This window comes from Erythrobacter donghaensis (assembly GCF_001557325.1).
Classification (GTDB): domain Bacteria; phylum Pseudomonadota; class Alphaproteobacteria; order Sphingomonadales; family Sphingomonadaceae; genus Erythrobacter; species Erythrobacter donghaensis_B.
The window spans coordinates 21,456-43,581 of sequence record NZ_LSJS01000051.1; the positions used below are offsets into that span (position 1 = coordinate 21,456).

The following is a 22,126-nucleotide window of genomic DNA, read 5'->3' on the forward strand; positions in this document are numbered from 1 at the left end:
GAAACGGGAGCTCCGCATGAATTCAGACTATGCGGCAACGGTTAAGCGAGGCTGAAAATTCCACCCCCAACCTCCCCCGGCCCCCGGGCGCTCTACATTCACTGGCCGTTCTGCGCCAGGAAGTGCCCCTATTGCGACTTCAACTCGCATGTCCGCGAGGGCGTCGATGTGGCGGCGTGGCAAGCCGCGCTGATCGCCGACATGCGCGCGGAGGCGGCAGTGGCCGGCGGCGAGAGTCTGACCTCGATCTTCTTCGGTGGCGGCACGCCTTCGCTGATGCCCCCTGCCCTGGTTGCCGCGCTGCTGGCCGAGGCCGAACGCCTGTGGGGCTTCGACGAGGGCATAGAGATCACGCTCGAGGCCAATCCTTCCTCGGTCGAGGCGGCCAATTTTGCCGCGCTGGCGGGCGCGGGCATAAATCGCGTGTCGCTCGGGGTGCAGTCGCTCGACGATGCGGAGCTGCGCTTTCTCGGGCGGCTCCACGGAGCCAGCGAAGCCCTGCGCGCGCTGGAGACGGCGCAAGCCCATTTCACACGCGTCAGCTTCGACATGATCTACGCCCTGCCAGGCCACACGCCCGCGCTGTGGGAGGCGCGCCTCGCCCGCGCGCTGGGGCTCGGGACGGGGCACATGTCGCTCTACCAGCTGACGATCGAGCCCGGCACGCGCTTTGCGAGCGACGTGCGGCGTGGGCGTCTGGTGCCGCTCGACGATGACGCGGCGGCGGAACTGTTCGACATCACGCAGGCGCTGACAGACGCGGCGAGGCTGCCCGCCTACGAAACCAGCAACCATGCGCGGCCCGGTGAGGAGAGCCGCCACAACCTCGCCTATTGGCGCTATCAGGATTACGCCGGGATCGGCCCCGGTGCACATGGGCGGCGCGGCGGCGTGGCGACGGTGCGGCACAAGAAGCCCGAGAATTTCCTCGCCGCGGTCGCGCGGCAGGGTGACGGAATCGCCGAGGCGCGCACGCTGCCGGTCGCGGATCAGGCGGCCGAGGCGTTGCTGATGGGCCTGCGCCTCGCGGAAGGGGTGGACCTTGCCGCCCTCTCGGCACGCTTCGCCCTGCCGCGCGAGGGCTTGGTGGACGAGGGGGCCCTCGCCCGCTTGCGCGGGCTCGGGATGATGTGGGTTTCGGGGAGCCGGGTCGGCGTGGCACCCGAGGGGCGCGGGGTGCTCGACGCGCTGCTCGCCGAGGTGGTTGCCGACACGCTGGTGACGGCATGAGCGCTCCCGACATGCTCGAGGCGTGGCGCGGCCATCTCGCCGACAATCGCCGCCGCTCGCCCCACACGGTGCGCGCCTATGTCGCGGCGGCCGCACGGCTGCTGGCGGCGCGGGAGGCCGAGGACTGGGCGGCGGTGGCGGCGACCGAGGCGCACCACCTGCGCGCGCACCTCGCCGCGCGGCGGAGCGAGGGGCTCGGCAATGCCAGCACCGCGCGCGAGCTTTCCGCGTTGAAGGCCTTCATCGCCTTTGCTCGCGCGCAAGCTGGCGATCCCGATCCAGCGCCCCCGCGCCTGCGCGGCCCGCGCCTCAAGAAGGGCCTCCCCCGCCCCGTTACCCCCGACGAGGCCGAGAACCTCGCCTCCCATGTCGAGGACTTCGCCGCGACCGGCTGGATCGGCGCGCGCGACCGGGCGGTGCTGTTGCTCCTCTACGGATCAGGCCTGCGGATTGCCGAGGCGCTGTCGCTCACCGGGCGAGACGCGAGCATGGGCGAGGTGCTGCAAGTCACCGGCAAGGGCGGCAAGCAGCGGGTGGTGCCGGTGCTGCCGATCACGCGGGCGGCGGTCGCGGACTATGTGCGGGCGTGTCCCTTCGCTCTCGCGGCGTCGGAGCCCCTGTTCCGCGGAGCCAAGGGCGGCCCGCTCTCGCCCGGCATGGTGCAGCGCGCGATGGCGAACGCGCGCCGGGCGCTCGGCCTGCCCGACACCGCGACGCCCCACGCGCTGCGTCACTCCTTCGCGACGCACCTGCTGAGCGCGGGCGCGGATTTGCGCAGCCTGCAGGAGCTCCTCGGCCACGCCTCGTTGGGCTCGACCCAGATCTACACCCGCGTCGATTCCGCCGCGCTGCTGGAGAATTACCGGAAGGCCCACCCGCGCGGGTGATGCAGGATCATTCGCCCTGCTCGTGCGCCTTGACCGGCTTCCACGTTACCACGCGGTAGATGTAGAACAGCACGCCCGCGAGCACGAAGGCGACGACGCCGTATCCCGCCAGCTTCTCGAAGCGCTCGACCAGCGGGGCAGCCGTCTGGCCGCCGAAGATCAGGATCGCGTTCCACACCCCCGAACCCAGCGCCGTGAACAGGCAGAAGCGCCACAGTTTCATGCCCGCAAGGCCCGCGGGCAGCGAGACGATCGTGCGCAGGATCGGCGAAAAGCGCAGCAGGAACACGATCCAGTCGCCATATTTGCGGAAGATGTCGCGCGCCTTGGTGAATTCGTCCCACTCGAAGGTCAGCCACCGGCCCCAGCGGTCGATGATCGCCTTCAATTGCTCCTCGCTCCAGCGCACCCCGATCCAGTACCAGAACAGGTTGCCCGCGACCGTGCCCAGCGTGGCGACGATCCACACCGCCCAGAAGGTCATCTCGCCCTTGGCGACCAGCACGCCGGCCCCGCCCATGATGACCTCGGACGGGATCGGCGGGAAGATGTTCTCGGCCGCCATCAGCAGGAAGATCCCGATGTAGCCGCCCTGGTTGAGCAGTTCGAGGAGGAAGTCGGTCATGAGGTGCGCGATTGTCCCGTGGTCTGGCGTGTCCGACCCCGCACGATACGCGCGCCGCCGTCAGGTTGCGGCGGGTGCCAGCTCCGGCCATTGCCGCAGCAGGGTGCCGAGGTCGAAATATTCGCGCCATACCGCAATTTTGCGCTCGCGGAAGACGAATACGCCGGTCACCGGCAATTCCACCCACCCGCGTTCGATCCGGTGCCGGTCGAGCCGCTCGGTGAACACCGTAAGGCCCTCGACCGCCGAGCGCAGGACGACAAGATCGTTTTCGATGGTGGGTGCGAAAAACGGCTCGAGCACCGCGCGGACACCTTGCGGGCCGGTGACGCTGCCCATCGGCAGGTTGGTGTATTCGCAGTCCTCGGTGAAGAAGGGCAGCGCGCTGTCGTAATCCTTGGCGGCGATCGCCGAGATCACGCGGTGGACGATGGCGAGCAGGCCGGACATGGCGAAGCGACTCCCGTAGCATGTGCTACAAAGAGCGCTATCATCCCGCCCCCAATGCCGCAACCCTCCGCGCGATCGCATCCCAGATCGCACCTGCCGTATCGGTGCCGTTGAAGCGGTCGATGGCGACAATGCCGGTGGGCGAGGTGACGTTGATTTCGGTCAGCCAATGTCCGCCGATCACGTCGATCCCGACGAAGGTGAGGCCGAGGCGCTTGAGGTCGGGCCCGAGCGCGGCGCAGATTTCCTGCTCGCGCGCGGTCAGCTCGGTCGGCTGCGCCGAGCCGCCCATTGCGAGGTTCGAGCGGAACTCGCCCTCCCCCGGCACGCGGTTGATCGCGCCCGCGACCTCGCCGTCGACCAGCACGATGCGCTTGTCGCCCTTGGCGACCTCGGGGAGAAAGGGCTGGACCATGTGCGGTTCGGGCCAGGTCTGGTTGAAGACCTCGAACAGGGCGGTGAGGTTCTCGGCGTTGTCGCCGATGCGGAAGATCGCCTTGCCGCCGTTGCCGTGGATCGGCTTGACCACGATCGCGCCGTGCTTCGCCATGAACCGCCGCACCTCGTCCACGCTGCGCGTCACCAGCGTCGGCGGCATGAATCGGCGGTAATTGAGCACCATCACCTTTTCGGGGCTGTTGCGCACATTCGCCGGATCATTGACCACCAGCGTCTCGTGCCCGATCCGCTCGAGCAGGTGGGTCGCGGTGATGTAGCCCATGTGGAACGGCGGGTCCTGCCGCATCAGCACGACGTCCACATCCCTGCCGAGATCGAGCCGCACCTTCTCGCCCCGCTGGAAATGATTGCCCTCGACCCGCTGCACCGTCACCGGGAAGGCGTGGGCGTGTAGGCGGTCGTCCTCGTCGAGCGTCAGGCTTTCGACGTGGTATTCGAAAAGCGTGTATCCGCGCGCCTGTGCGGCAAGCATCAGCGCGAAGGAGCTGTCGCCCGCGATCTTGATCGTGTCGATGGGGTCCATCTGGACCGCGATGCGCAAACTCATGGGGAACTCCGAGGTGTCAGCCAAAGGGCATCCAGGCGTTTTCGATGTGGGTGGGCCTGTGGCCGGGTGCAAGCAGGATGACGTCGATGCGGATGTCCTCGCCCCCTGTTGCATAGTCTTGCCACACCATTTCGACTGCCGCCGCGACGCGCGCGAGGCGGCGCTCGTCGATCGCGTCGGCAAGCGCGGCGGCGCGGGCGCGCCACTTGACCTCGACGAAGGCGACGAGGCCGGGTCTGCGGGCGATCAGATCGATCTCGCCCGCCTTGGTCTTCACCCGCTCGGCGACGATCCGCCAGCCCGCTTGCGCGAGCCACATGGCGGCCTGAGCCTCGCCCTGGCGGCCGCGCTGGTCGGCCTCGTGGCGCTGTTCGGGGGTGCGGGGCGGCCTCATGCGCTCTTCAGTTCCAATGCGCGGGCATAAAGCGTCGCGCGGTCGATCCCGGTCGTCCTGGCGACGATCCCGGCAGCCTTGCCCGGCCCCGCTTCGGCGAGCGCGGCGCGCAGCAGCGCGTCGGTATCGAGAACCGGAGCCTCGCTCGGGGCAGGCGGGCCGACGAGGAGCACGATCTCGCCCTTGGGCGGGTGCGCCGCGTAATGCGCGGCCAGCACCGCCGCGGTGCCGGAGCGGCATTCCTCATGGAGCTTGGTGAGCTCGCGCGCGACCGCAACCTCGCGCTCGGGCCACAGCCGAGCGATCGCGAGCAGCGACTTCTCGAGCCGCGGGGCGGTTTCGTAGAACACCAGCGTCGCCGCCACGCCCGCCAGCTCCTCGAGCGCCTCGGCCCGTGCCTTGTCCTTGACCGGCAGGAAGCCTGCAAACAGGAAGCGGTCGGACGGCAGACCCGCCATCGCGAGCGCTGCAATCGCGGCGCAGGGCCCCGGGATGCTCGTCACCATCACCCCCGCGCTGCGCGCCTCGCGCACCAGCCGGTACCCCGGATCGGAGATCAGCGGCGTGCCCGCATCCGACACCAGCACGACCGGCGCCTGCCTCGCCTCGTCGATCACGCGTGCACGGGTTTCGGGCCCGGCATGATCGTCGAGGCGCTGGAGCCTTGCCTTGATCCCGTAGTGTTTCAGGAGCTTGCCCGTCACCCGCGTATCCTCGCAGGCGATCAGGCTCGCGCCTTGCAACACGGCGAGCGCACGCAGGGTAATGTCGCCAAGATTGCCAATCGGGGTTGCAAGGATATACAGCCCGCTTACGGGTTCCCACGCGGGAAAGGATGGCAGCGCCTCGGGTCTCACCGGTTGATCCATGGCGCACGACTGAGGGGTCGGCAAGAATGAAGCTTTGGCGAGGGCCGAATTGGGCGACGAATTGGGCCCGCCCGTGGGCCGCCGCAGCGCGGGCCTTGCATGGCCGCAACCTCGCGGTCGCCGGCGCCGCACTGCTGGCGAGCGCCTGCACGGTGGTGCCCAAGACCGAGGTCGTGACCGCTCCGCCCCCCGCCCCCGCGCCCGAGCCTTCGGCGACCGCGCTCCCGACCGACACCGGCCGCCACCGCATCGCGCTGCTGGTGCCGCTGACGGGCGATACCGCCCCCGTCGGCCAGGCGATCGCCGATGCGACCACCATGGCGCTGCTCGATACCGGCGCGGACAATCTGCGCATCACCACCTATGACACCTCCGAAGGGGTGACCACCGCCGCGCGCAAGGCGATTGCGGACGGCAACAAGCTGATCCTCGGCCCGCTCACCGCCGATGCCGTCCCGCAGGTACAGGCCGCGGCGCGCCCGGCCGGGGTGCCGGTGATCGCCTTCGCCAATGACGCGAGCGTCGCGGCGGCGGACGTCTTCGTGATCGGCCACCTGCCCGAACAGTCGATCCGCCGCTCGGTCCAGTTCGCCCGCAGCCGCGGCGCGGCGCGCTTCGCGGTGCTTGCGCCCGAGGGCGATTACGGCACCCGCGCGGTCTTCTCGCTCGAGAACGCGCTGCGCGACTACGGCGGTTCGCTGGTGCGCAAGGAGGGCTATGCCCGCGGCAACACCTCGATCGTCAGCGCCGCCGCCCGGCTGCGCGCGGCGGGCGGCTACGATACCGTGTTGATCGCGGATTCGGCGCGGCTCGGGGTCGATGCGGCAGGCGAGCTCAACAAGTCCGCGCGCAGCCGCACCCGCATCCTCGGCACCGAGCTGTGGAGCGGCGAGGCGGCGCTTGCCCGCACGCCGTCCCTCGAAGGCGCACTGTTCTCGGCTGTGTCCGACCAGCGCTTCGGCCGCTTTGCCGACAGCTACGCGCAGCGCTTCGGCGGCCAGCCCTTCCGTGTGGCGACGCTGGGCTATGACGCGGTGCTGCTGACCTTGCGCGTCGCGCGCGAGTGGAAGGTCGGCGCGCCCTTTCCGCGCGAGCAGCTCTACGACAAGGGCGGCTTTCTCGGCGTCGACGGGGCCTTCCGCTTCGCCCGCAACGGCGTGGTCGAGCGCGCGCTCGAAGTACGCGAGGTCAAGGGCGGCGATGTCATCGCGGTCGATCCGGCACCGGCGGGCTTCGGCAAGTAATCCCAAGCCCGCACGCTGCACGGGCGAGGATGCGTATAAGCGCGGGGGGTGGCTTGTGAGGTGCGCGCGCGCCGGGGTATAGCCGCGCGCATGGCCGACACCTCTCCCGACGATCTTTTCGCCAACACCCCGACTTCGAGCGGCGATTACAACGCCAGCGCCATCGAAGTGCTCGAGGGGCTCGAGCCTGTCCGGCGCCGCCCCGGCATGTATATCGGCGGCACCGATGACCGCGCTTACCACCACCTCGCCGCCGAAGTGCTCGACAACGCGATGGACGAGGCGGTAGCGGGCCACGCGACCCGGATCGAGGTGCGGCTCGACGAAAGCAACCGCCTGTCGATCACCGACAACGGCCGCGGCATCCCGGTCGACGAGCACCCCAAGTTCCCGGGCAAGTCGACGCTGGAGGTGATCCTCTCGACGCTGCATTCGGGCGGCAAGTTCTCTGGGAAAGCCTATGCCACCAGCGGCGGCCTTCACGGTGTCGGCGTGAGCGTGGTCAACGCGCTTTCCGTCCACACCCGCGTCGAGGTCGCGCGCGAGAAGCAGCTCTATGCGCAGGAATTTTCGCGCGGGGTCACGCAAGGCGCGATCCAGAACCTCGGGCCCACGCCCAACCGGCGCGGCACGACGGTGAGCTTCGTGCCCGATCCCGAGATCTTCGGTGATCGCAGCTTCAATCCCAAGCGATTGTTCAAGCTGGCGCGCTCCAAGGCCTATCTCTTCGCGGGCGTCGAAATCCGCTGGAAATGCGCCCCCTCGCTGGCGTCGGAAGACGTCCCCGCCGAGGCCGTGTTCAAATTCCCGGGCGGCCTCGCCGATCACCTCGCGGAGCAGATCGGCACGCGCGAATGCGTCACCGCGCAGCCCTTTGCGGGCACACAGGATTTTCCGAGCATCGACGGCATCGGTCAGGGCCGGGTCGAATGGGCACTCGCCTGGCCGCTCTACTCGGACGGTTCGACGAGCTGGTATTGCAACACCGTGCCCACCCCCGATGGCGGGACGCACGAGCAGGGCCTGCGCACCGCATTGACCCGCGGCCTTCGTGCATTCGGCGAGCTGGTGGGCGCGAAGAAAGCCAAGGACATCACCGCCGACGATGTCATGACCGGCTGCGAGGTGATGCTCAGCGTTTTCATCCGCGATCCCCAGTTCCAGTCGCAGACCAAGGACCGACTCACTTCGCCCGAGGCCGCGCGTCTGGTCGAGAACGCGGTGCGCGACCATTTCGACCACTTCCTCACCGACAATATGGAGCGCGGCAAGGCGCTGCTCGGCGAGGTGATGGAGCGCATGGACGAGCGCCTCAAGCGCAAGGCCGAGCGCGAGATCAAACGCAAGACCGCGACCAACGCCAAGAAGCTGCGCCTCCCCGGCAAGCTCACCGATTGCAGCGGCGAAGGCGGGCGCGAGACCGAGCTGTTCATCGTCGAGGGCGATTCTGCGGGCGGCAGCGCCAAGCAGGCGCGCGACCGCAAATCGCAGGCGATCCTGCCGATCCGTGGCAAGATCCTCAACGTCGCCAGCGCCACCGCCGACAAGATCCGCGCCAACAGCGAAATCGCCGACCTGATCCTCGCGATGGGCTGCGGCACCCGCAAGGATTGCGACGCGGCCAACCTGCGCTACGACCGCATCATCATCATGACCGACGCCGATGTCGACGGCGCGCATATCGCGACGCTCTTGATGACGTTCTTCTTTCAGGAGATGCCCGACATCGTGCGGCGCGGCCACCTGTTCCTCGCCCAGCCCCCGCTCTATCGGCTGACGGCGGGCAAGGAGAGCCGCTACGCCCGCGACGATGCGCACCGCGCGGAGCTGGAGGCGACGGTGTTCAAGGGCAAGAAGGTGGAGGTCGCGCGCTTCAAGGGCCTTGGCGAGATGAACCCGCAGCAACTGCGCGAAACCACGATGGCGCCCGAAAGCCGCAGCCTGATCCGCATCACCCTGCCGCAGGAATTCGAACAGCGCGCAGGCGTCGCCCGGCTCGTCGACGAGCTGATGGGGCGCAACCCCGAGCACCGTTTCAACTTCATCCAGAACCGCGCGAGCGACGTGGACCGCGACCTGATCGATGCGTGACGAGGACGACGTGGCCGACATCATGGCCGGCGACCGCCGCATCGCCCGGCCCGACACCGCGCTGCCCGACTGGCACATGCCCGATGCCGCCTATCGCCCGGTGCCGATCGCCTGGTTCACCGCCGCCTTCCTGCTCCAAATGGTGGTGCTGACCTTCTTGTTCATCGTTCTGCTCGCCAAGCCAGCGTGGGTCACGATCACGCTCGCCGCTGCGGCCACCGGCGTGCTGGGTGCGTGGACCTGGGATCGGGGGATGAAGGCGGCGGGAGCCGGATGGCGGATTGCGACCGCGCTGATGCTGGCGCTGCAGCTCGGGCTTGTCTGCCTCGGCGCTGCGGCGCGCGGCTAGGTCGGCTCGCTCCGCACCCGCCGGAACACCAGCACGAACAGCGCGGCCAGCAGCAGCGGCATGATCGGCACGCCGAGATTTATCGCCAGCGGCCGCGCGAATGCTGCGCCTGCAAAGACCGCGGCGATGGTGATGCGCTCCCAGTCGGCAAAGCCCGTCTCCCGCGCGCGGGCGAAGAGGAAGGCCAGCGGGAAGGCCGTCAGCACCATGTCGTAATCGAGCACGAAGGGCGTTGCGAGCGGGGCTCCTGCCAGCACCAGCGCAGCAAGGCCCGGGGTGAAGGCGCGCAGCCAACCCGCCCTGACCACCGCTCCCGCCAGCGCCAGCGACACCGCCCCCTGCACCGCCATCGCCGCCGCTGCAGGCACGCCGAGGAGGCTGAGCCCGGCGAACACGCTCACCATCTTGGCGAACCCGATATTGCCGTCCGCCGTCGCCGTGCTGGCGGTGCGGGTGATCGCGAGCCAATCGGCCCACACTTGCGGCCCGAACGCCGCTGCCGCCAGCGCCGCGAGCGCCAAAGCTGCCGCGCCCGCGCCCACAATGGTGCGCCACTGCCCGCTCGCGAGGAGTGCGAGCGGCACGAGGAGGCCGAACTGCGGCTTGATCGTCGCGAGCCCGATCAGCACGCCCGCCAGCCACGGGCGCCGCTCCACCAGCAGTAGCCCGCCCCCGAGCAGCGCCGCCACCAGGAAGGAGGTCTGCCCGTGGGTTAGCGTCACGAACACCGGCGGGAAGGCCGCGATCAGCACCAGCGCTGGGCCCTTGAGCCCGAGCGCGCGGAACCACGCCCGGATCGCCGCGAGGAACGCCGCCCCCGTTACCGCCAGCCAGGCGGCGAGCGCGGGGAAATAGGGCAGCAGGCCCAACGGCCAAACGAAGGGGAGAAAATTGGGCGGATAGAAGAAGGCGGTGTATTCGCCCGGCATCGCATAGAATTCGCGCTGCGCCTCGACATGCGCGGCGGTGTCGTAGACGTTCGCGCCTGCCAGGAGCATCCGCCCCGAGGTCCAGAAACTGATGAAATCGGTGCCGATCAGGAAGCCGTTGGCATCCACCCCGCCTTTCTGGGTCAGCAGCAGATAGGCAAGCGCCCCCGCATTCACCAGCGCGAGCAGCAGCAGATAGCCGCGCACCCGCCCGGGCTCGAGCCATTCTGCCTTGCGGATCACATCGCGCCCCATGGCCTTGCGTCTGCCCCGCAGGGCCGCGCAAGTCCACCGCGCCCGCGCACAGCCTCGGGGAAAGTCGCTATTCGGCGGTCGCGGTATGGATATGCAGATGGCCCTCGAGCGTGCGGTGCACCGGGCACTTGTCGGCGATCGCGATGATCTTGTCGCGCTGTTCGGCGGTCAGCGCGTCGCCCAGCAGCGTGATCACCCGGTTGAGCGCCTGCACCTTCGCGCCCTCCTCGAGCATGTGCGCGCAGTCCTCGGCATGGTTGCGCTCGTGAGTGAGGTGGATGCGCGCGCCTTCGAACGCCCAGCCCTTCTGGTCGGCATACATCTTCATCGTCATCGCCGTGCAGGTGCCGAGCGCGGCGAGCAACAGGTCGTAGGGCGTCGGCCCGCTTTCGTCCCCGCCATAGGAACGCGGCTCGTCGGCGATGAAGCGGTGGGCGGTGGTGTGAACCTCGGTACCGAACTTCCCGTGGCCGGTCTGCACCACCACGCCCTCGGCAGGCATCGGCCAGTCGGAACGCAGCGGCAGGTAGCGCCCCGCCCAGCCCGCGATCATGGTGGCGGCGAAACTGGCGTCCTCGGCGCGGGTCAGCAAGTGATCGGCGCCCGCGAGGCTGACGAAGCTCTTGGGGTGGAAGGCGGCCTCGAACAAGGCGGCGGCGTGCTCGATCCCGACGATGGTGTCGGTGGGCGAATGGAGGCACAGGAACGGGACCCTGAGCGTGCCGACCACCTCCAGCAGATCGACGTCACCCGCCGCATCGAGGAACGAGGCGCTGAGCGTGAACGACTGCCCCCCGATCCGGACCGGCCCCGCCCCGTCGCGCCGGATCGCGTCGTGATCGCCCTCGATCACGTGGAGCACATGCGGCACGTCGGAGGGCGCGCCGATGGTCGCGATGGCGGCGACCTTGGCCTCGCCGAGTAGCGCTGCCGCCGCTAGCACCGCCGCGCCGCCAAGGCTGTGACCCACCAGCAGCAGCGGGCCATCGAAGCGCGCGGCGAGCGCGTCGGCAGCGGCGACCAGATCGGCCATGTCGGTGGCGAAGCCTGCGCGCCCGAAATCACCCTCGCTCCCGCCGAGCCCGGTGAAGTCGAACCTGAGGCAGGCGATCCCCTGCCGCGCCAGCGCGCGTGACACGGCGACCGCGGCGCGGCTCTGCTTGGTGCAGGTGAAGCAATGCGCAAACAGCGCGGCCCCGCGCACCAGCCCGGTGGGCAGTTCGAGCGCGCCTTCGAGGGTGTGGCCCGCAGAGGTCGGGAAGGCGAGCGTTTCGGTCGGCATGATCGGTCTCCAGCGGCCAGGGCTCTGGAATTGTGGCGTAAGGCGTGCGACGTGTCACCTGCCCGCGTCCCCCCGGCGCGAGCGAGGAGAGAGCCGATGAAGTCCCCTGTCTTTCACGCAATTGCCTTGGCGGTCGGCGTCATGGCGAGCTGTCCGGCCAGCGCGCAGACAGCGGCAGCGCAAGCGCAGCCCGCCGAACCGACCGCGCTTGAAGCGCGCAGCCTTCAGGTGGTGGAGCTGCTGAACGGCGAGGTACAGCCCGAGGAAATCTTCACCGCCAGCTTTCGCGCTGCGATTGCCGATGCGCAGATCAAGGCGCTGAGCGCGAACCTCACCGGCCAATTCGGCCGCGCGCTTGAGGTCAGTCTTCTGGCCCCGCGCGAGGGTACGCGGGCCGCGCTCGAGATCCGCTTCGAGCGGGGGATTGCCAAGGGCGGGATCGCGCTCGACCCTGCGGAAAACAACCGCATCAACGAGTTGCGCTTCACCTCGGTGGATTCGCTCGCGGTGGCAGGCGACACGCCCGCGAAGATCGCCGCCGACCTCGCTGCGCTGCCGGGAAGCGTCAACGCATGGTTCGGCCCGCTCGGCGGCGCGCCATTGATCAGCCGCAATCCCGATACGCCGCTCGCGCTGGGATCGGCATTCAAGCTTTATGTCCTTGCTGCGCTGGCCGAGGATGTGAAGGCGGGCAAGCGCAAGTGGACCGACGTCGTGCCGCTCACCGAGAAGAGCTACCCCAGCGGGCAGTTGCAGACCTGGCCCAAGGGCGCGCCGGTGACGCTCCACACGCTTGCCAGCCTGGTGATCTCGATCAGCGACAACACCGCGACCGACCAGTTGATCAGGGTGTTGGGGAAGGATCGGATCCTCACGCTGATGCGTGATAGCGGGCACAGCGATCCCGCGGCCAACGATCCGTTCCTTAAAACGCGCGAGCTATTCGTGCTCAAGACCTTCGACCGGGAAACGCTCGACCAATGGCGCAAGGGCGATGCTGCCGAGCGGGCGGTGCTCGAGGTGGTGTTAGCTGCCGAAGACCCCTCGCTCGATCAGATTAACGCCGCCTTTGCGCATGGCCCCAAGGCGCTCGACATCGAATGGTTCGCCTCACCTACCGATCTTGCCCAGCTTTTCGTCCGGATGCGCAAGACCGCCGACCCCGAGGCCTTCAGGATCATGGCCATCAACCCTTCCGCGACCGATGCCATCAAGGCCAACTGGCGGTACATCGGCTTCAAGGGCGGGAGTGAACCGGGCGTGCTCAACCTCACCTGGCTGCTCACCGACAAGGAGGGGCGCGACTGGGTGCTGACCCTTGGGTGGAACAACCCTGCCGCCGTGGTCGACGAAGGCAAGCTGGAAGCCATCGCCCAGCGCATCCTGCTCCTGCCTCGCTGATTTGCCAGCCCCCACCCCTCTTGCGCGCTGCGACGGCCCCGCTTATCGCTTGGCGCAAATTTCAGTCTCACAGGAAAACCCATGGCAGACCAGCAGCAGCGTTTCGAAGGCACCAAGTCCTACATCGCGACCGAGGACCTCAAGGTCGCGGTCAATGCCGCCGTCACTCTGCGCCGTCCGCTTCTGGTCAAGGGCGAGCCTGGCACCGGCAAGACCGTGCTGGCGCATGAAATCTCGAAGGCGCTGGGCGCTCCGCTGATCGAGTGGAACATCAAGTCGACCACCAAGGCGCAGCAGGGTCTGTATGAATACGATGCCGTGGCCCGCCTGCGCGATGGCCAGCTCGGCGAAGAGCGCGTCCACGACATCCGCAACTACATCAAGAAAGGCAAGCTGTGGGAGGCCTTCACCTCGCCCCAGCTGCCCGTCCTGCTGATCGACGAGATCGACAAGGCCGATATCGAGTTCCCGAACGACCTCTTGCAGGAGCTCGATCGCATGAGCTTCGACGTCTACGAGACGCAGGAGCGGATCACGGCCAAGGAACGCCCGATCGTCGTCATCACCTCGAACAACGAGAAGGAGCTACCCGACGCCTTCCTGCGCCGCTGCTTCTTCCACTACATCAAGTTCCCCGACCGCGAGACGATGCAGGACATCATCGACGTCCACTTCCCCGGCATCCAGAAGACGCTGGTCAAGAAGGCGATGGACATCTTCTACGACCTGCGCGAGGTGCCGGGGCTGAAGAAGAAGCCCTCGACCTCCGAGCTGCTCGACTGGCTCAAGCTGCTGCTCAACGAGGACATGCCGCTCGAAGTGCTGCAGGACAAGAACCCGGCCAGCGCCATCCCGCCGCTGCACGGCGCGCTTCTGAAGAACGAGCAGGATATCATGCTCTTCGAACGCCTCGCCTTCATGGCCCGGCGGAACCCGAGCTGAGCAACGTGGCACACGAAGGCGGCTGCTTCTGCGGCGCGGTGCGCTTCACGATCGCTGCCGAACCGCAGGGTGCGCGGATGTGTTGGTGCCGCGATTGCCAGCGGATCGCCAGCGGTTCGGCGACGGTCAACGTTCTGTTCGACGAGGATGCCGTCACCTACACCGGCGAGATGACCCGCATCACCCGCGTCGCCGAAAGCGGCAACACGGTCGAGCGGGGGTTCTGCTCGGTGTGCGGCTCGCAGATGTACAGCCGTACCACGCAAGGCCCGAAGCTGCCGATGCGGGTGCGCGCGGGCACGCTCGACGATCCGGAGATCTGTCCGCCAACCATGATCATCTGGGGCAGGAGCGCGCCAAGCTGGGCGCCTTTCCCTCCCGGCATGCCGGTGCTTGAGGCGGGGCCCGGTTCGGCGGAACTCGTGCCCCCCCGGTTGCCTCAGTCGAAGCTGTAGGCGAGCTCGAAATCGCCCCAGCGCCGCCCGCCGAAGTAGAGCGGGACGTAGACATTGCGCACCACCACGTAGCTGTCGCCGTCGCCTTCCTGGCGATAGACCGCCATCATGTAGGCATCGGAGGAGACCTTGGCCTTGCGGTCGATCGCCTCGAGCATGATCCGGCCGTTGCGGCAGAACTGGGTGTCGTGGTTGATATCGCCGGTGGGGGTGCGGCTGCGCTCGGTGAGGTGGGTGGGCAGGAACCCGTTCATGTCGGTGCAGGCCGCAGCCAGCACACGGGCATCGCTCGCCTTGGCGCGGTCGAGGAAGGGACGCCACTCGGCATGCGCCCAGTCGGTGAGACGCGTGCGGAACAGCGGCGGATTGGTACCGGGGACGCTCTGGTAATCGGTGTCGAACAGCGCCGCGATGGTGATCGCCCCGCGCGCCAGCGCCGCCTCGGTGTGCGCGGCGACCTCCTGCATCATCGCCTGCGCCTGGGCAACCATCGCGCTGTCCTCGGGGCTGAGCCCGGCGTGGACGATGCGGTCGAACATCTCGGAGGCGGTGATCTCCAGCTCCTCCATCTTGCGGTGGGCACCGTGGAGCCGGTCTTCGTTGCTGCGTGCGGCGGCATCGAACCCGGTCAGCACGCGCTGGACCTTGTCGACATGGCCGCTGATGGTGCCGGTCGAGCGGGCGATGACGTCGTTCTGCTTGTCGACCTCCTCGACCAGCGCGCCGACGTTGGCGATGGTGCTCTCGATCCGCGCAACGCTGGCGCGGGCCTCGCCGCTGGCTTTCGAACCGGCCTCGATCCGCCCGATCACGACCTCGGCCTCGCCGCCGAGCGCATCGATGGTGTGGGCGATTTCCTCGGTTGCCTTGCGGGTGTCGTTGGCAAGGCTCTTCACCTCGCTCGCGACCACCGCGAAGGTGCGGCCGGCGTCGCCAGCGCGCATAGCCTCGATGGTGGCGTTCAGCGCGAGGATATTGGTCGTCTCGGCAATCTCGCCAATGTCCTGCGCGGAGCGGCGCACCTGCTCCATCGCGGCCGAAAAGCTGGTGACGTGCTGGCCCAATGTGTCGACCAGTTCGATCAGCGAGGCGATCTGGCCCAGCGACGACTGGATCAGCGCCGTGCCCTCGGAAAGGCGCTCGATCGCGCGTTCGGACAACAGCCGCGCCTCGTCGGAGGCTTCGGCGACCTTGCTCTGGTCGGCCTCGAGTGCGCGGACGGTCTCGGCCAGTGCCTCGTGCTCGGAACGCAGCGTCTTGGACGAGGCGATCACGGCCTCCACGACGCCCGCTACATCTGTGCAGCCGACAGTCACCGCCCCGCAGCTCTCGGGGATCATCCCGAGGGCATGGGCGTTGGCGGTATCGATGGCGAGGCTGTTCATATGCGTGTCGCTGCCCTGTTGCTTGTCTTGCGGAACACTAGGCAGAGGATGGTAAGCAATGGGTTAAGACTTGCCCGATGCCCCGTCGCACCGCGGCCCTCCTCAAGATTGGGGACTGGTCAGCGGCCCGGACGCGGGTTAAGCGTGCCAGCATGTTCTTCAATTTCGTCGACGAGCTCAGGGCCGCCGGAATCGGTGCCTCGTTCAAGGAGCACCTCACCCTGCTGGAGGCGCTCGACAAGGACGTGATCGAGCAGACGCCCGAGGCGTTCTACTACCTCTCGCGCGCCACCTTCGTGAAGGACGAAGGCCTGCTCGACCGCTTCGACCAGGTGTTCCAGAAGGTTTTCAAGGGGATCATGACCGATTACGGCCAGAACCCGGTCGACATTCCCGAGGACTGGCTGAAGGCGGTGGCCGAGAAGTTCCTGACCCCCGAAGAGATGGAAGCGATCAAGTCGCTGGGCGACTGGGACGAGATCATGGAGACGCTCAAGAAGCGGCTCGAGGAACAGGAAAAGCGCCACCAGGGCGGCAACAAGTGGATCGGCACGGGCGGCACCAGCCCCTTCGGCAATTCGGGCTACAACCCCGAAGGCGTGCGGATCGGCGGCGAGGCCAAGCACGGGCGCGCGATCAAGGTCTGGGAAAAGCGCGAGTTCAAGAACCTCGACAACACCAAGGAACTCGGCACCCGCAACATCAAGATGGCGCTGCGCCGCCTGCGCCGCTTCGCCCGCGAAGGCGCGGCGGACGAGCTCGACATTCCCGGCACCATCGAGGGCACCGCCAAGCAGGGCTGGCTCGACATCCGCATGCGGCCCGAGCGGCGCAATGCCGTCAAGCTGCTGCTGTTCCTCGACGTCGGCGGCTCGATGGACCCCTTCATCAAGCTGGTGGAGGAGCTGTTCAGCGCCGCCACGGCGGAGTTCAAGAACCTCGAATTCTTCTACTTCCACAACTGCCTCTACGAAGGCGTGTGGAAGGACAACAAGCGCCGCTGGCAGGAACGCACCAAGACCTGGGACGTGCTCCACAAATACGGGCACGACTACAAGATCGTGTTCGTGGGCGATGCGGCGATGAGCCCCTACGAGATCACCCATCCCGGCGGCAGCGTCGAGCACATGAACGAGGAAGCGGGCGCGGTGTGGCTCCAGCGCGTGACTAACACTTACCCCGCGACCGTGTGGCTCAACCCGGTGCCGGAAAAGCAGTGGGGCTATTCGCAGTCGACCAAGATGATCAAGCAGCTGGTGGGCGATAGGATGTTTCCGCTGACGCTCGACGGGCTGGATGACGCGATGCGGGAACTGAGCCGGAAGCACGGGGCGTGAGCGAAGCCTTTTGAATCATGTGATATTGTGGTATCCCTCGGCCCGAGGAGACTACCATGCAACATATCGCATTGCCGCTTGTCATCGCCCTTCTCGAGGCGAGCGAAGTCCCCCCTGCCCCGCACTCCATCACCATTGCCGCCCCGGAAGCGGCCGGGCGCGAGTTGCGGCCGGACTTTCTGGTTGGCCCCAAATGCCGCGACGCCAAGCTGCCTACGGCTGACAATCCCGGACAGCAGCCTCGCTTCGAACGCGGGCCCGCCACGGCGGATATGGGGCAATATATCTATGCGGTCGATCGGCGGATCGACGGCTGCTCGGTGGTTCTGACGATGAGCCCCAGCCTCCAGCCCCGCGTTCCGCTGAAGCCCTCCGCTGAGGAAATGGCCGAGATCCGCCGTCGTCGTTGACGGGCGCTAACGACTTCAGCAATCCAGCGGCGGATGACACCGCCCCGCCATACCCGCTTCAAAGCCGTCCGCCTCCGGCTCGAAGCCTTCGATCCCGGCACCGGCTGGCGCTTGTGGCTATACGAGTTCCTGCTGTTCGGCTTCAAGCAGGGCTGGGCCTGCCTGTTCGGGGGCCTATTGCTGGCGCTCTTGCTCGGCACGCACCTGCTCTATCCCGAGGGCGCGCCGCTCCACCGCTATGACTTTCTGACGCTGGCCGCCATCGCCATTCAGGCAGGCATGCTGGCCTTCCGGTTAGAAACGTGGCGAGAAGCTCGCGTCATCCTCATCTTTCACGTCGTCGGCACGGTGATGGAACTGTTCAAGACCTCCGCCGGGTCATGGACCTACCCTGAGGAGAGCGTGCTCCACATCGGCGCGGTGCCGCTGTTCTCGGGGTTCATGTATGCCGCGGTCGGCAGCTACATTGCGCGGGTGTGGCGGATCTTCGATTTTCGCTTCAGCCACTACCCGCCCGCGTGGACGACATGGGCGCTGGCAGCGGCGATCTACGTCAACTTCTTCACCCACCACTTCACCCTCGACATCCGCTGGGGACTGTTTGCCGCCACGGCGGTGATCTTCTGGCGCACCCGCGTCCACTTCCGGAACTGGCGCGCGCATCGCTGGATGCCCTTGCTCGTCGGCTTCGGTCTCGTCGCGCTGTTCATCTGGTTTGCCGAGAACATCGCCACCTTCGCCAATGCCTGGAACTATCCCGGGCAGGAGCAGAAATGGCGCATGGTCAGCATCGCCAAATATGGCAGCTGGTATCTGCTGATGCTGATCAGCTTCGTGCTGGTGACGCTGGTGCAGCCCGTGCGCGCACCCGACTAGCCCTTCCGGTCCAGCTCGCGGTCGAGATGCAGGCTGCACCGCCAGAAGAAAAACGCCGGCACCAGCCCCAGCACCGCCGCGCCGTAGAGCACGTAGCGCACCGAGTCGGCTCCATAGGCCGGTTGCAGCCAATCGGACAGCATCCCGAAGAACAGCGGGCCGAGCCCCAGCCCGATCAGGTTCTGGAAGAACAGCAGCACCGCCGCAGCGATCGCCCGCGCGCGCAGCGGAACGAGGCCCTGCGCAGCCGAATAGGTCGGTCCGTAGTAGAGCGAGTTGAACACGGTCGGCAGGAACAGGAGCGCCAGCGCCAGCGGCCAGCTCGGCGCATGGTAGGCGGCGATCGCGAGCGGCACTGCCAGCGCCATGCCGATTGCGGGCGCGCTCAGCACATGGCGGCGGTTGGTCGCACCAAACCGGTCGGCGAGGTAGCCGCCGAGCCACGTGCCGAGAATCCCCGCCGCGCCGCCGAGCAGACCGAACGACAGGCCCACCTCCCCCGGCGACAGGTCATGGGTGCGCTGGAAGAAGATCGTCGTCCAGGTGGTCTTGCCATAAGATAAGAAGGAGGCTGCCGACCCCGCGCAGACCAGCAGGACGAAGGCGCGCGAGCGCATGACTTCAGCCACCGCCTGACCCAGCGGCAGAGCGGCGGGCTGGCTCTTGGCGCGCAGCACCGACGCGGCGTCGGAGCGGCGCGGGTCCCTCAGCATGAACCAAACCACCAGCGCCAGCGCGACGCCGGGAAGTCCCACCACCACGAAGGCCTCGCGCCATCCGAGGAAATCGGCCAGCAGTCCGCCGATCACCATGCCCAGCAACGAGCCGACCGGAATCCCGAGCGAATAGAACGCCAGCGCCGAGGCGCGCTTTTCAGGGGGCACCATGTCGCTGATCAGCGAATGCGCCGGCGGCGTGCACCCGGCCTCGCCCACCCCCACCCCGATCCGCGCGAGCAGCAATTGCCAGAAGTTCTGCGCCAGCCCGCACAGCGCCGTCATCCCCGACCACAGCGCGAGCGCCACCGCGATCAGCCGTGGGCGGCTGGTCGTCTCGCGGTCGGCAAAACGGGCAATAGGGATGCCGAGCACGGTGTAGAACAGCGCGAAGGCGAGGCCGGTCATCAGCCCGATCTGGGTGTCGGACAGCTCCAGGTCGCGCGCGATCGGCTCGGCCAAGATGTTGACGATCTGGCGGTCGATGAAGTTGAAGATGTAGACCGTCAGCAGGATCCACAAGGTGAGCCTTGCCGATTGCACGCCGGTGCCGCTCGCTGCCGCGGTTGCCATTCCTGTCTCTCTCCCATCGGTGACGGTTGCTCCGCCATCCGCCTGTGCCATGCGCTAGGGCGACATGGCGTCACATTCAGTAAAGCAGGTGTGCTCGCACCTCGGCAACCCATGCGGCCTCGTCATGTGACGTCATGGCGTCAAGATCGGCCGGGCGGGCGGCGGGATCATCAACCCATTCGCGCAACCCCGGCCCGCCGTTGATGACGTCAATCGCGAGGCGGGTGAGTTCGTACTCGTAAGGAAAGTCGCGCCACAGCGGGTAATCGGGATAGAGCATGCGGATTGCCTTGAAGGCGAGCGCCTGCATGCGCCAGGGCTTGAAGCTGTGGTGATCGTAAAAAGTACCTTCCGCGTGGATCATCAACGCGTTGCAGAGCGTTCCTGCGTGCTTGTGGAAAGTCGGTTCGAACCAGCATTCGCGGATCGCGCAGCCCGCTAGCCACTCGGGTGCGAGCTTGTTCATCACCTTGAGCACACCGCCCGCGTCGATGTCCGGCGCGCCGAACAGCACCTCAAGGGGCCGCGTGGTGCCGCGCCCTTCGGACAGCGTCGTGCCCTCCAGCATCACCGTCCCGGCATAGCAGCGTGCCATGTTGAGGTTGGCGGCATTGGGCGAGGGATTGATCCACAGGCGTGACGCCGGCCACCCGAAGCCGTCATCCGCATCGGGACGCCAGCCCTCCATCGCCACCACCTTGTAGGCGACGTCGAGGCCGAAATGCTCTATGAACCAGTGGCCCATTTCGCCCATGGTGAGGCCGTGGCGCATCGGCATCGGGGCGGCGCCGACGAAGCTCTCCTGCCCCGGCACCAGCAGCGTGCCCTCGACCGGGCGGCCGGCGGGATTGGGCCGGTCGAGCACCCACACCTCCTTGCCCGCCTTGGCCGCTTCCTCGAGCAGATACAGCAGGGTGGTGACGAAGGTGTAGATCCGGCAGCCGAGGTCCTGCAGATCGAACAGGAAGACGTCCGCGCTCGACATCATCTGCCCCGTCGGGCGGCGCACCTCGCCATAGAGCGAGAAGATCGGGATGCCGTAGCGCGGATCCATCTCGTCCGCGGTCTCGACCATGTTGTCCTGCTTGTCGCCCTTGAGGCCGTGCTGCGGACCGAAAGCGCTGTTCACGTTGACCCCGGCCGCAATCAGTGCGTCGAGGCTGTGTGTGAGGTCTGCCGTAACGCTTGCCGGGTGCGCCACCAGCGCCACGCGGCGGCCCTTGAGCTGGCTGAGGAGTTCGGGGTCGGCGAGCAGCCGGTCGATGCCGTTCTTCATGTGCCAAGCGATGGAACAGCGCGCGCGCAAAGGCAATGCCGCTGCGAAAGCCTGGGAACATTGCTCCCACTGTGCCAGTTAATCCGGCATGGACATCGACTGGACAGCCGTAGCCATCGCCGCCGGCTGGGCGATCATCCTCGGCGGCGCAGGCGGCGCGCTGACCGAGATCGGCGGGTGGTATCACCACTTGCGCAAGCCTGCGTGGCAGCCGCCCGACTGGCTGTTCGGCCCGGCCTGGACGATCATCCTCGGGCTTGCCGGGTGGAGCTTCTACATCGGCCTCACCGAAGCCCCCTCGCCCGAGGCGAGGACGGGGGTGTGGGCGCTGTTCATCGCCAATTTCGTGCTCCACTTCGCGTGGTCGCCGCTGTTCTTCAAGCTGAAGCGCCCCGACTGGGCGCTCGCCGAGAATGTCTTCCTGTGGCTTTCGGTCGTCGGCCTGATGGTCGTGCTGCCGCGCCTGGTCGACAACCCCTTTGTCGGCTGGCTCAACGTGCCCTATTTCATCTGGGTGAGCTTCGCTTTCGTGCTCAACCTGAAGATCGTGCAGCTCAACCGGCCTTTCGTCACCGGAGAGCCGGATCCTCGCGCTCGACAATAAGCGCGCGGTTGGCTTCCGAGTGGAACTCGGGCTTGCCGGGCGGGAAGGCGAGCGCCCAGTACTGCTTGCTGCCATCGGCATGTTCGACCACGGCGTTGAGCGCGACCTGCGCGGGCGCGGGCAGATCGGCGGCGATGCTGGCGCGCAGCACCAGACCCGCCGCATCATGCGAGCAGGCGATGGCGAGCGCGTCCACGGGCGCATCGCGCATCCCGGCGCGGAAGGAATCGAAGTCGTAGGCCGCCCACTGGCCGGAGGGCGAGAGGTTGAACTCGCGATAGGCCTTCCCGCCGAGCGGCTGCCAGAAGATCTCGAAGCAGGTCGTCTGCCACAGGTTGTCATGTCGTGCAGGGATCGATGCCGGGGGGATGACGATCCGTTGCACGTCCCCGTCGAGGACGAATTCCGCCTCGCACCCCTGCGCGGTGGCGGTCACCGAGGCGGTGACGGCGCGGACAGGGCCGAGGTCGCAGGCGACGTGGAGCATCAGCGGGTGCATCGCGCCTGTGTGCCGACCCGGCGCGCCTCCGGCAAGCCACT

At 67.5% G+C, this 22,126-nt stretch carries 23 protein-coding genes; 12 read left to right on the forward strand and 11 right to left on the reverse strand.

Annotated features, from left to right (window positions below):
* Positions 1–96 precede the first annotated feature (96 nt).
* The gene (hemW, locus tag AX692_RS01720) at positions 97–1,230 is read left to right on the forward strand and encodes a radical SAM family heme chaperone HemW (RefSeq protein ID WP_230959659.1); all 1,134 of its coding nucleotides are present in this window, start codon (positions 97–99) and stop codon (positions 1,228–1,230) included.
* Positions 1,227–2,117, forward strand: coding sequence for a tyrosine recombinase XerC (locus AX692_RS01725; RefSeq protein ID WP_073977059.1), 891 nt, complete (start codon positions 1,227–1,229; stop codon positions 2,115–2,117). The genes hemW and AX692_RS01725 overlap by 4 nt, the downstream gene beginning before the upstream one ends.
* A 7-nt stretch (positions 2,118–2,124) precedes the next feature.
* Here AX692_RS01725 and AX692_RS01730 read toward each other — a convergent pair whose 3' ends face one another.
* From AX692_RS01730 to rsmI, 5 genes are read right to left on the reverse strand one after another with little or no spacing between them, the layout of a single operon-like run.
* On the reverse strand, positions 2,125–2,742 hold the full coding sequence (locus AX692_RS01730; protein ID WP_073975809.1) for a DedA family protein: 618 nt from the start codon (positions 2,740–2,742) through the stop codon (positions 2,125–2,127).
* A gap of 60 nt (positions 2,743–2,802) precedes the next feature.
* Positions 2,803–3,192, reverse strand: a complete 390-nt coding sequence (locus AX692_RS01735; protein ID WP_073975810.1) for a limonene-1,2-epoxide hydrolase family protein — start codon at positions 3,190–3,192, stop codon at positions 2,803–2,805.
* Positions 3,193–3,232: 40 nt separating this feature from the next.
* Positions 3,233–4,198: a glutathione synthase gene (gene gshB, locus AX692_RS01740; RefSeq protein WP_073975811.1), complete on the reverse strand. Its 966-nt coding sequence runs from the start codon at positions 4,196–4,198 to the stop codon at positions 3,233–3,235.
* 16 nt (positions 4,199–4,214) lie between these two features.
* Positions 4,215–4,592, reverse strand: a complete 378-nt coding sequence (locus AX692_RS01745; protein ID WP_073975812.1) for a YraN family protein — start codon at positions 4,590–4,592, stop codon at positions 4,215–4,217.
* Positions 4,589–5,461, reverse strand: coding sequence for a 16S rRNA (cytidine(1402)-2'-O)-methyltransferase (rsmI, locus tag AX692_RS01750; RefSeq protein ID WP_073975813.1), 873 nt, complete (start codon positions 5,459–5,461; stop codon positions 4,589–4,591). Before rsmI ends, AX692_RS01745 begins: the two co-directional genes overlap by 4 nt.
* A gap of 26 nt (positions 5,462–5,487) precedes the next feature.
* On the opposite strand from rsmI, the gene AX692_RS01755 reads away from it, so the two are divergent.
* The 3 genes from AX692_RS01755 (at position 5,488) to AX692_RS01765 (ending at position 9,145) form a co-directional block, all read left to right on the forward strand.
* Positions 5,488–6,705, forward strand: a complete 1,218-nt coding sequence (locus AX692_RS01755; protein ID WP_081095064.1) for a penicillin-binding protein activator — start codon at positions 5,488–5,490, stop codon at positions 6,703–6,705.
* Between the two features lie 90 nt (positions 6,706–6,795).
* The gene (gene parE, locus AX692_RS01760) at positions 6,796–8,796 is read left to right on the forward strand and encodes a DNA topoisomerase IV subunit B (RefSeq protein WP_073975815.1); all 2,001 of its coding nucleotides are present in this window, start codon (positions 6,796–6,798) and stop codon (positions 8,794–8,796) included.
* Complete coding sequence (locus tag AX692_RS01765) at positions 8,789–9,145, forward strand: hypothetical protein (RefSeq protein WP_073975816.1); 357 nt, start codon at positions 8,789–8,791, stop codon at positions 9,143–9,145. Before parE ends, AX692_RS01765 begins: the two co-directional genes overlap by 8 nt.
* Here the strand turns inward: AX692_RS01765 and AX692_RS01770 are convergent.
* Positions 9,142–10,329 (reverse strand): glycosyltransferase family 87 protein, encoded by a 1,188-nt coding sequence (locus AX692_RS01770; protein ID WP_073975817.1) that lies wholly within the window; start codon positions 10,327–10,329, stop codon positions 9,142–9,144. The genes AX692_RS01765 and AX692_RS01770 overlap by 4 nt on opposite strands.
* A 67-nt stretch (positions 10,330–10,396) precedes the next feature.
* Positions 10,397–11,611 carry an alpha/beta fold hydrolase gene (locus AX692_RS01775; protein WP_073975818.1) on the reverse strand — a complete coding sequence of 405 codons (1,215 nt, stop codon included), beginning with the start codon at positions 11,609–11,611 and terminating at the stop codon, positions 10,397–10,399.
* Between the two features lie 96 nt (positions 11,612–11,707).
* Here AX692_RS01775 and AX692_RS01780 point away from each other — a divergent pair, with 96 nt between their 5' ends.
* From AX692_RS01780 to AX692_RS01790, 3 genes are all read left to right on the forward strand, one after another.
* Positions 11,708–13,012 carry a serine hydrolase gene (locus AX692_RS01780; protein WP_196489974.1) on the forward strand — a complete coding sequence of 435 codons (1,305 nt, stop codon included), beginning with the start codon at positions 11,708–11,710 and terminating at the stop codon, positions 13,010–13,012.
* 81 nt (positions 13,013–13,093) lie between these two features.
* Positions 13,094–13,954, forward strand: coding sequence for an AAA family ATPase (locus AX692_RS01785; RefSeq protein ID WP_073975820.1), 861 nt, complete (start codon positions 13,094–13,096; stop codon positions 13,952–13,954).
* A gap of 5 nt (positions 13,955–13,959) precedes the next feature.
* The gene (locus tag AX692_RS01790) at positions 13,960–14,409 is read left to right on the forward strand and encodes a GFA family protein (RefSeq protein WP_081095065.1); all 450 of its coding nucleotides are present in this window, start codon (positions 13,960–13,962) and stop codon (positions 14,407–14,409) included.
* Here the strand turns inward: AX692_RS01790 and AX692_RS01795 are convergent.
* Positions 14,394–15,794 carry a methyl-accepting chemotaxis protein gene (locus AX692_RS01795; protein WP_073975821.1) on the reverse strand — a complete coding sequence of 467 codons (1,401 nt, stop codon included), beginning with the start codon at positions 15,792–15,794 and terminating at the stop codon, positions 14,394–14,396. The genes AX692_RS01790 and AX692_RS01795 overlap by 16 nt on opposite strands.
* 152 nt (positions 15,795–15,946) lie before the next feature.
* Between AX692_RS01795 and AX692_RS01800 the strand changes: the two genes are divergently transcribed.
* Genes AX692_RS01800 through AX692_RS01810 form a run of 3 tightly spaced genes read left to right on the forward strand, consistent with a single transcriptional unit; the run spans position 15,947 to position 18,417 of the window.
* The gene (locus tag AX692_RS01800) at positions 15,947–17,131 is read left to right on the forward strand and encodes a vWA domain-containing protein (protein ID WP_073975822.1); all 1,185 of its coding nucleotides are present in this window, start codon (positions 15,947–15,949) and stop codon (positions 17,129–17,131) included.
* Positions 17,132–17,187: 56 nt separating this feature from the next.
* On the forward strand, positions 17,188–17,541 hold the full coding sequence (locus tag AX692_RS01805) for a hypothetical protein (RefSeq protein ID WP_073975823.1): 354 nt from the start codon (positions 17,188–17,190) through the stop codon (positions 17,539–17,541).
* A 33-nt stretch (positions 17,542–17,574) separates the two neighbouring features.
* Positions 17,575–18,417, forward strand: coding sequence for a DUF817 domain-containing protein (locus AX692_RS01810; protein WP_073975824.1), 843 nt, complete (start codon positions 17,575–17,577; stop codon positions 18,415–18,417).
* On the opposite strand, the gene AX692_RS01815 is transcribed toward AX692_RS01810, so the two are convergent.
* Together AX692_RS01815 and AX692_RS01820 are read right to left on the reverse strand one after the other, a co-directional pair.
* On the reverse strand, positions 18,414–19,706 hold the full coding sequence (locus AX692_RS01815) for a spinster family MFS transporter (RefSeq protein ID WP_073975825.1): 1,293 nt from the start codon (positions 19,704–19,706) through the stop codon (positions 18,414–18,416). The two genes, AX692_RS01810 and AX692_RS01815, sit on opposite strands and share 4 nt — an antisense overlap.
* Before the next feature lie 76 nt (positions 19,707–19,782).
* Complete coding sequence (locus tag AX692_RS01820; RefSeq protein WP_073975826.1) at positions 19,783–20,982, reverse strand: exo-beta-N-acetylmuramidase NamZ domain-containing protein; 1,200 nt, start codon at positions 20,980–20,982, stop codon at positions 19,783–19,785.
* Between the two features lie 88 nt (positions 20,983–21,070).
* On the opposite strand from AX692_RS01820, the gene AX692_RS01825 reads away from it, so the two are divergent.
* Entirely contained in the window at positions 21,071–21,586 is a 516-nt protein-coding gene (locus AX692_RS01825; RefSeq protein ID WP_073975827.1) for a TspO/MBR family protein, read from the forward strand.
* Here AX692_RS01825 and AX692_RS01830 read toward each other — a convergent pair.
* Positions 21,552–22,085: a hypothetical protein gene (locus tag AX692_RS01830; RefSeq protein WP_073975828.1), complete on the reverse strand. Its 534-nt coding sequence runs from the start codon at positions 22,083–22,085 to the stop codon at positions 21,552–21,554. The genes AX692_RS01825 and AX692_RS01830 overlap by 35 nt on opposite strands.
* Positions 22,086–22,126 lie beyond the last annotated feature (41 nt).

What these genes read in the sequence shown, in the direction of transcription:
- AX692_RS01795 (WP_073975821.1), bottom strand. Translation starts at nt 15,794, where the DNA reads ATGAACAGCCTCGCCATCGATACCGCCAACGCCCATGCCCTCGGGATG.
- AX692_RS01735 (WP_073975810.1), bottom strand. Translation starts at nt 3,192, where the DNA reads ATGTCCGGCCTGCTCGCCATCGTCCACCGCGTGATCTCGGCGATCGCC.
- gshB (WP_073975811.1), bottom strand. Translation starts at nt 4,198, where the DNA reads ATGAGTTTGCGCATCGCGGTCCAGATGGACCCCATCGACACGATCAAG.
- parE (WP_073975815.1), top strand. Translation starts at nt 6,796, where the DNA reads ATGGCCGACACCTCTCCCGACGATCTTTTCGCCAACACCCCGACTTCG.
- AX692_RS01785 (WP_073975820.1), top strand. Translation starts at nt 13,094, where the DNA reads ATGGCAGACCAGCAGCAGCGTTTCGAAGGCACCAAGTCCTACATCGCG.
- AX692_RS01770 (WP_073975817.1), bottom strand. Translation starts at nt 10,329, where the DNA reads ATGGGGCGCGATGTGATCCGCAAGGCAGAATGGCTCGAGCCCGGGCGG.
- AX692_RS01810 (WP_073975824.1), top strand. Translation starts at nt 17,575, where the DNA reads ATGACACCGCCCCGCCATACCCGCTTCAAAGCCGTCCGCCTCCGGCTC.
- AX692_RS01815 (WP_073975825.1), bottom strand. Translation starts at nt 19,706, where the DNA reads ATGGCAACCGCGGCAGCGAGCGGCACCGGCGTGCAATCGGCAAGGCTC.
- AX692_RS01755 (WP_081095064.1), top strand. Translation starts at nt 5,488, where the DNA reads ATGAAGCTTTGGCGAGGGCCGAATTGGGCGACGAATTGGGCCCGCCCG.
- AX692_RS01805 (WP_073975823.1), top strand. Translation starts at nt 17,188, where the DNA reads ATGCAACATATCGCATTGCCGCTTGTCATCGCCCTTCTCGAGGCGAGC.
- AX692_RS01800 (WP_073975822.1), top strand. Translation starts at nt 15,947, where the DNA reads ATGTTCTTCAATTTCGTCGACGAGCTCAGGGCCGCCGGAATCGGTGCC.
- AX692_RS01830 (WP_073975828.1), bottom strand. Translation starts at nt 22,085, where the DNA reads ATGCACCCGCTGATGCTCCACGTCGCCTGCGACCTCGGCCCTGTCCGC.
- AX692_RS01820 (WP_073975826.1), bottom strand. Translation starts at nt 20,982, where the DNA reads ATGAAGAACGGCATCGACCGGCTGCTCGCCGACCCCGAACTCCTCAGC.
- AX692_RS01825 (WP_073975827.1), top strand. Translation starts at nt 21,071, where the DNA reads ATGGACATCGACTGGACAGCCGTAGCCATCGCCGCCGGCTGGGCGATC.
- rsmI (WP_073975813.1), bottom strand. Translation starts at nt 5,461, where the DNA reads ATGGATCAACCGGTGAGACCCGAGGCGCTGCCATCCTTTCCCGCGTGG.
- AX692_RS01765 (WP_073975816.1), top strand. Translation starts at nt 8,789, where the DNA reads ATGCGTGACGAGGACGACGTGGCCGACATCATGGCCGGCGACCGCCGC.
- AX692_RS01745 (WP_073975812.1), bottom strand. Translation starts at nt 4,592, where the DNA reads ATGAGGCCGCCCCGCACCCCCGAACAGCGCCACGAGGCCGACCAGCGC.
- AX692_RS01780 (WP_196489974.1), top strand. Translation starts at nt 11,708, where the DNA reads ATGAAGTCCCCTGTCTTTCACGCAATTGCCTTGGCGGTCGGCGTCATG.
- AX692_RS01775 (WP_073975818.1), bottom strand. Translation starts at nt 11,611, where the DNA reads ATGCCGACCGAAACGCTCGCCTTCCCGACCTCTGCGGGCCACACCCTC.
- AX692_RS01730 (WP_073975809.1), bottom strand. Translation starts at nt 2,742, where the DNA reads ATGACCGACTTCCTCCTCGAACTGCTCAACCAGGGCGGCTACATCGGG.
- AX692_RS01725 (WP_073977059.1), top strand. Translation starts at nt 1,227, where the DNA reads ATGAGCGCTCCCGACATGCTCGAGGCGTGGCGCGGCCATCTCGCCGAC.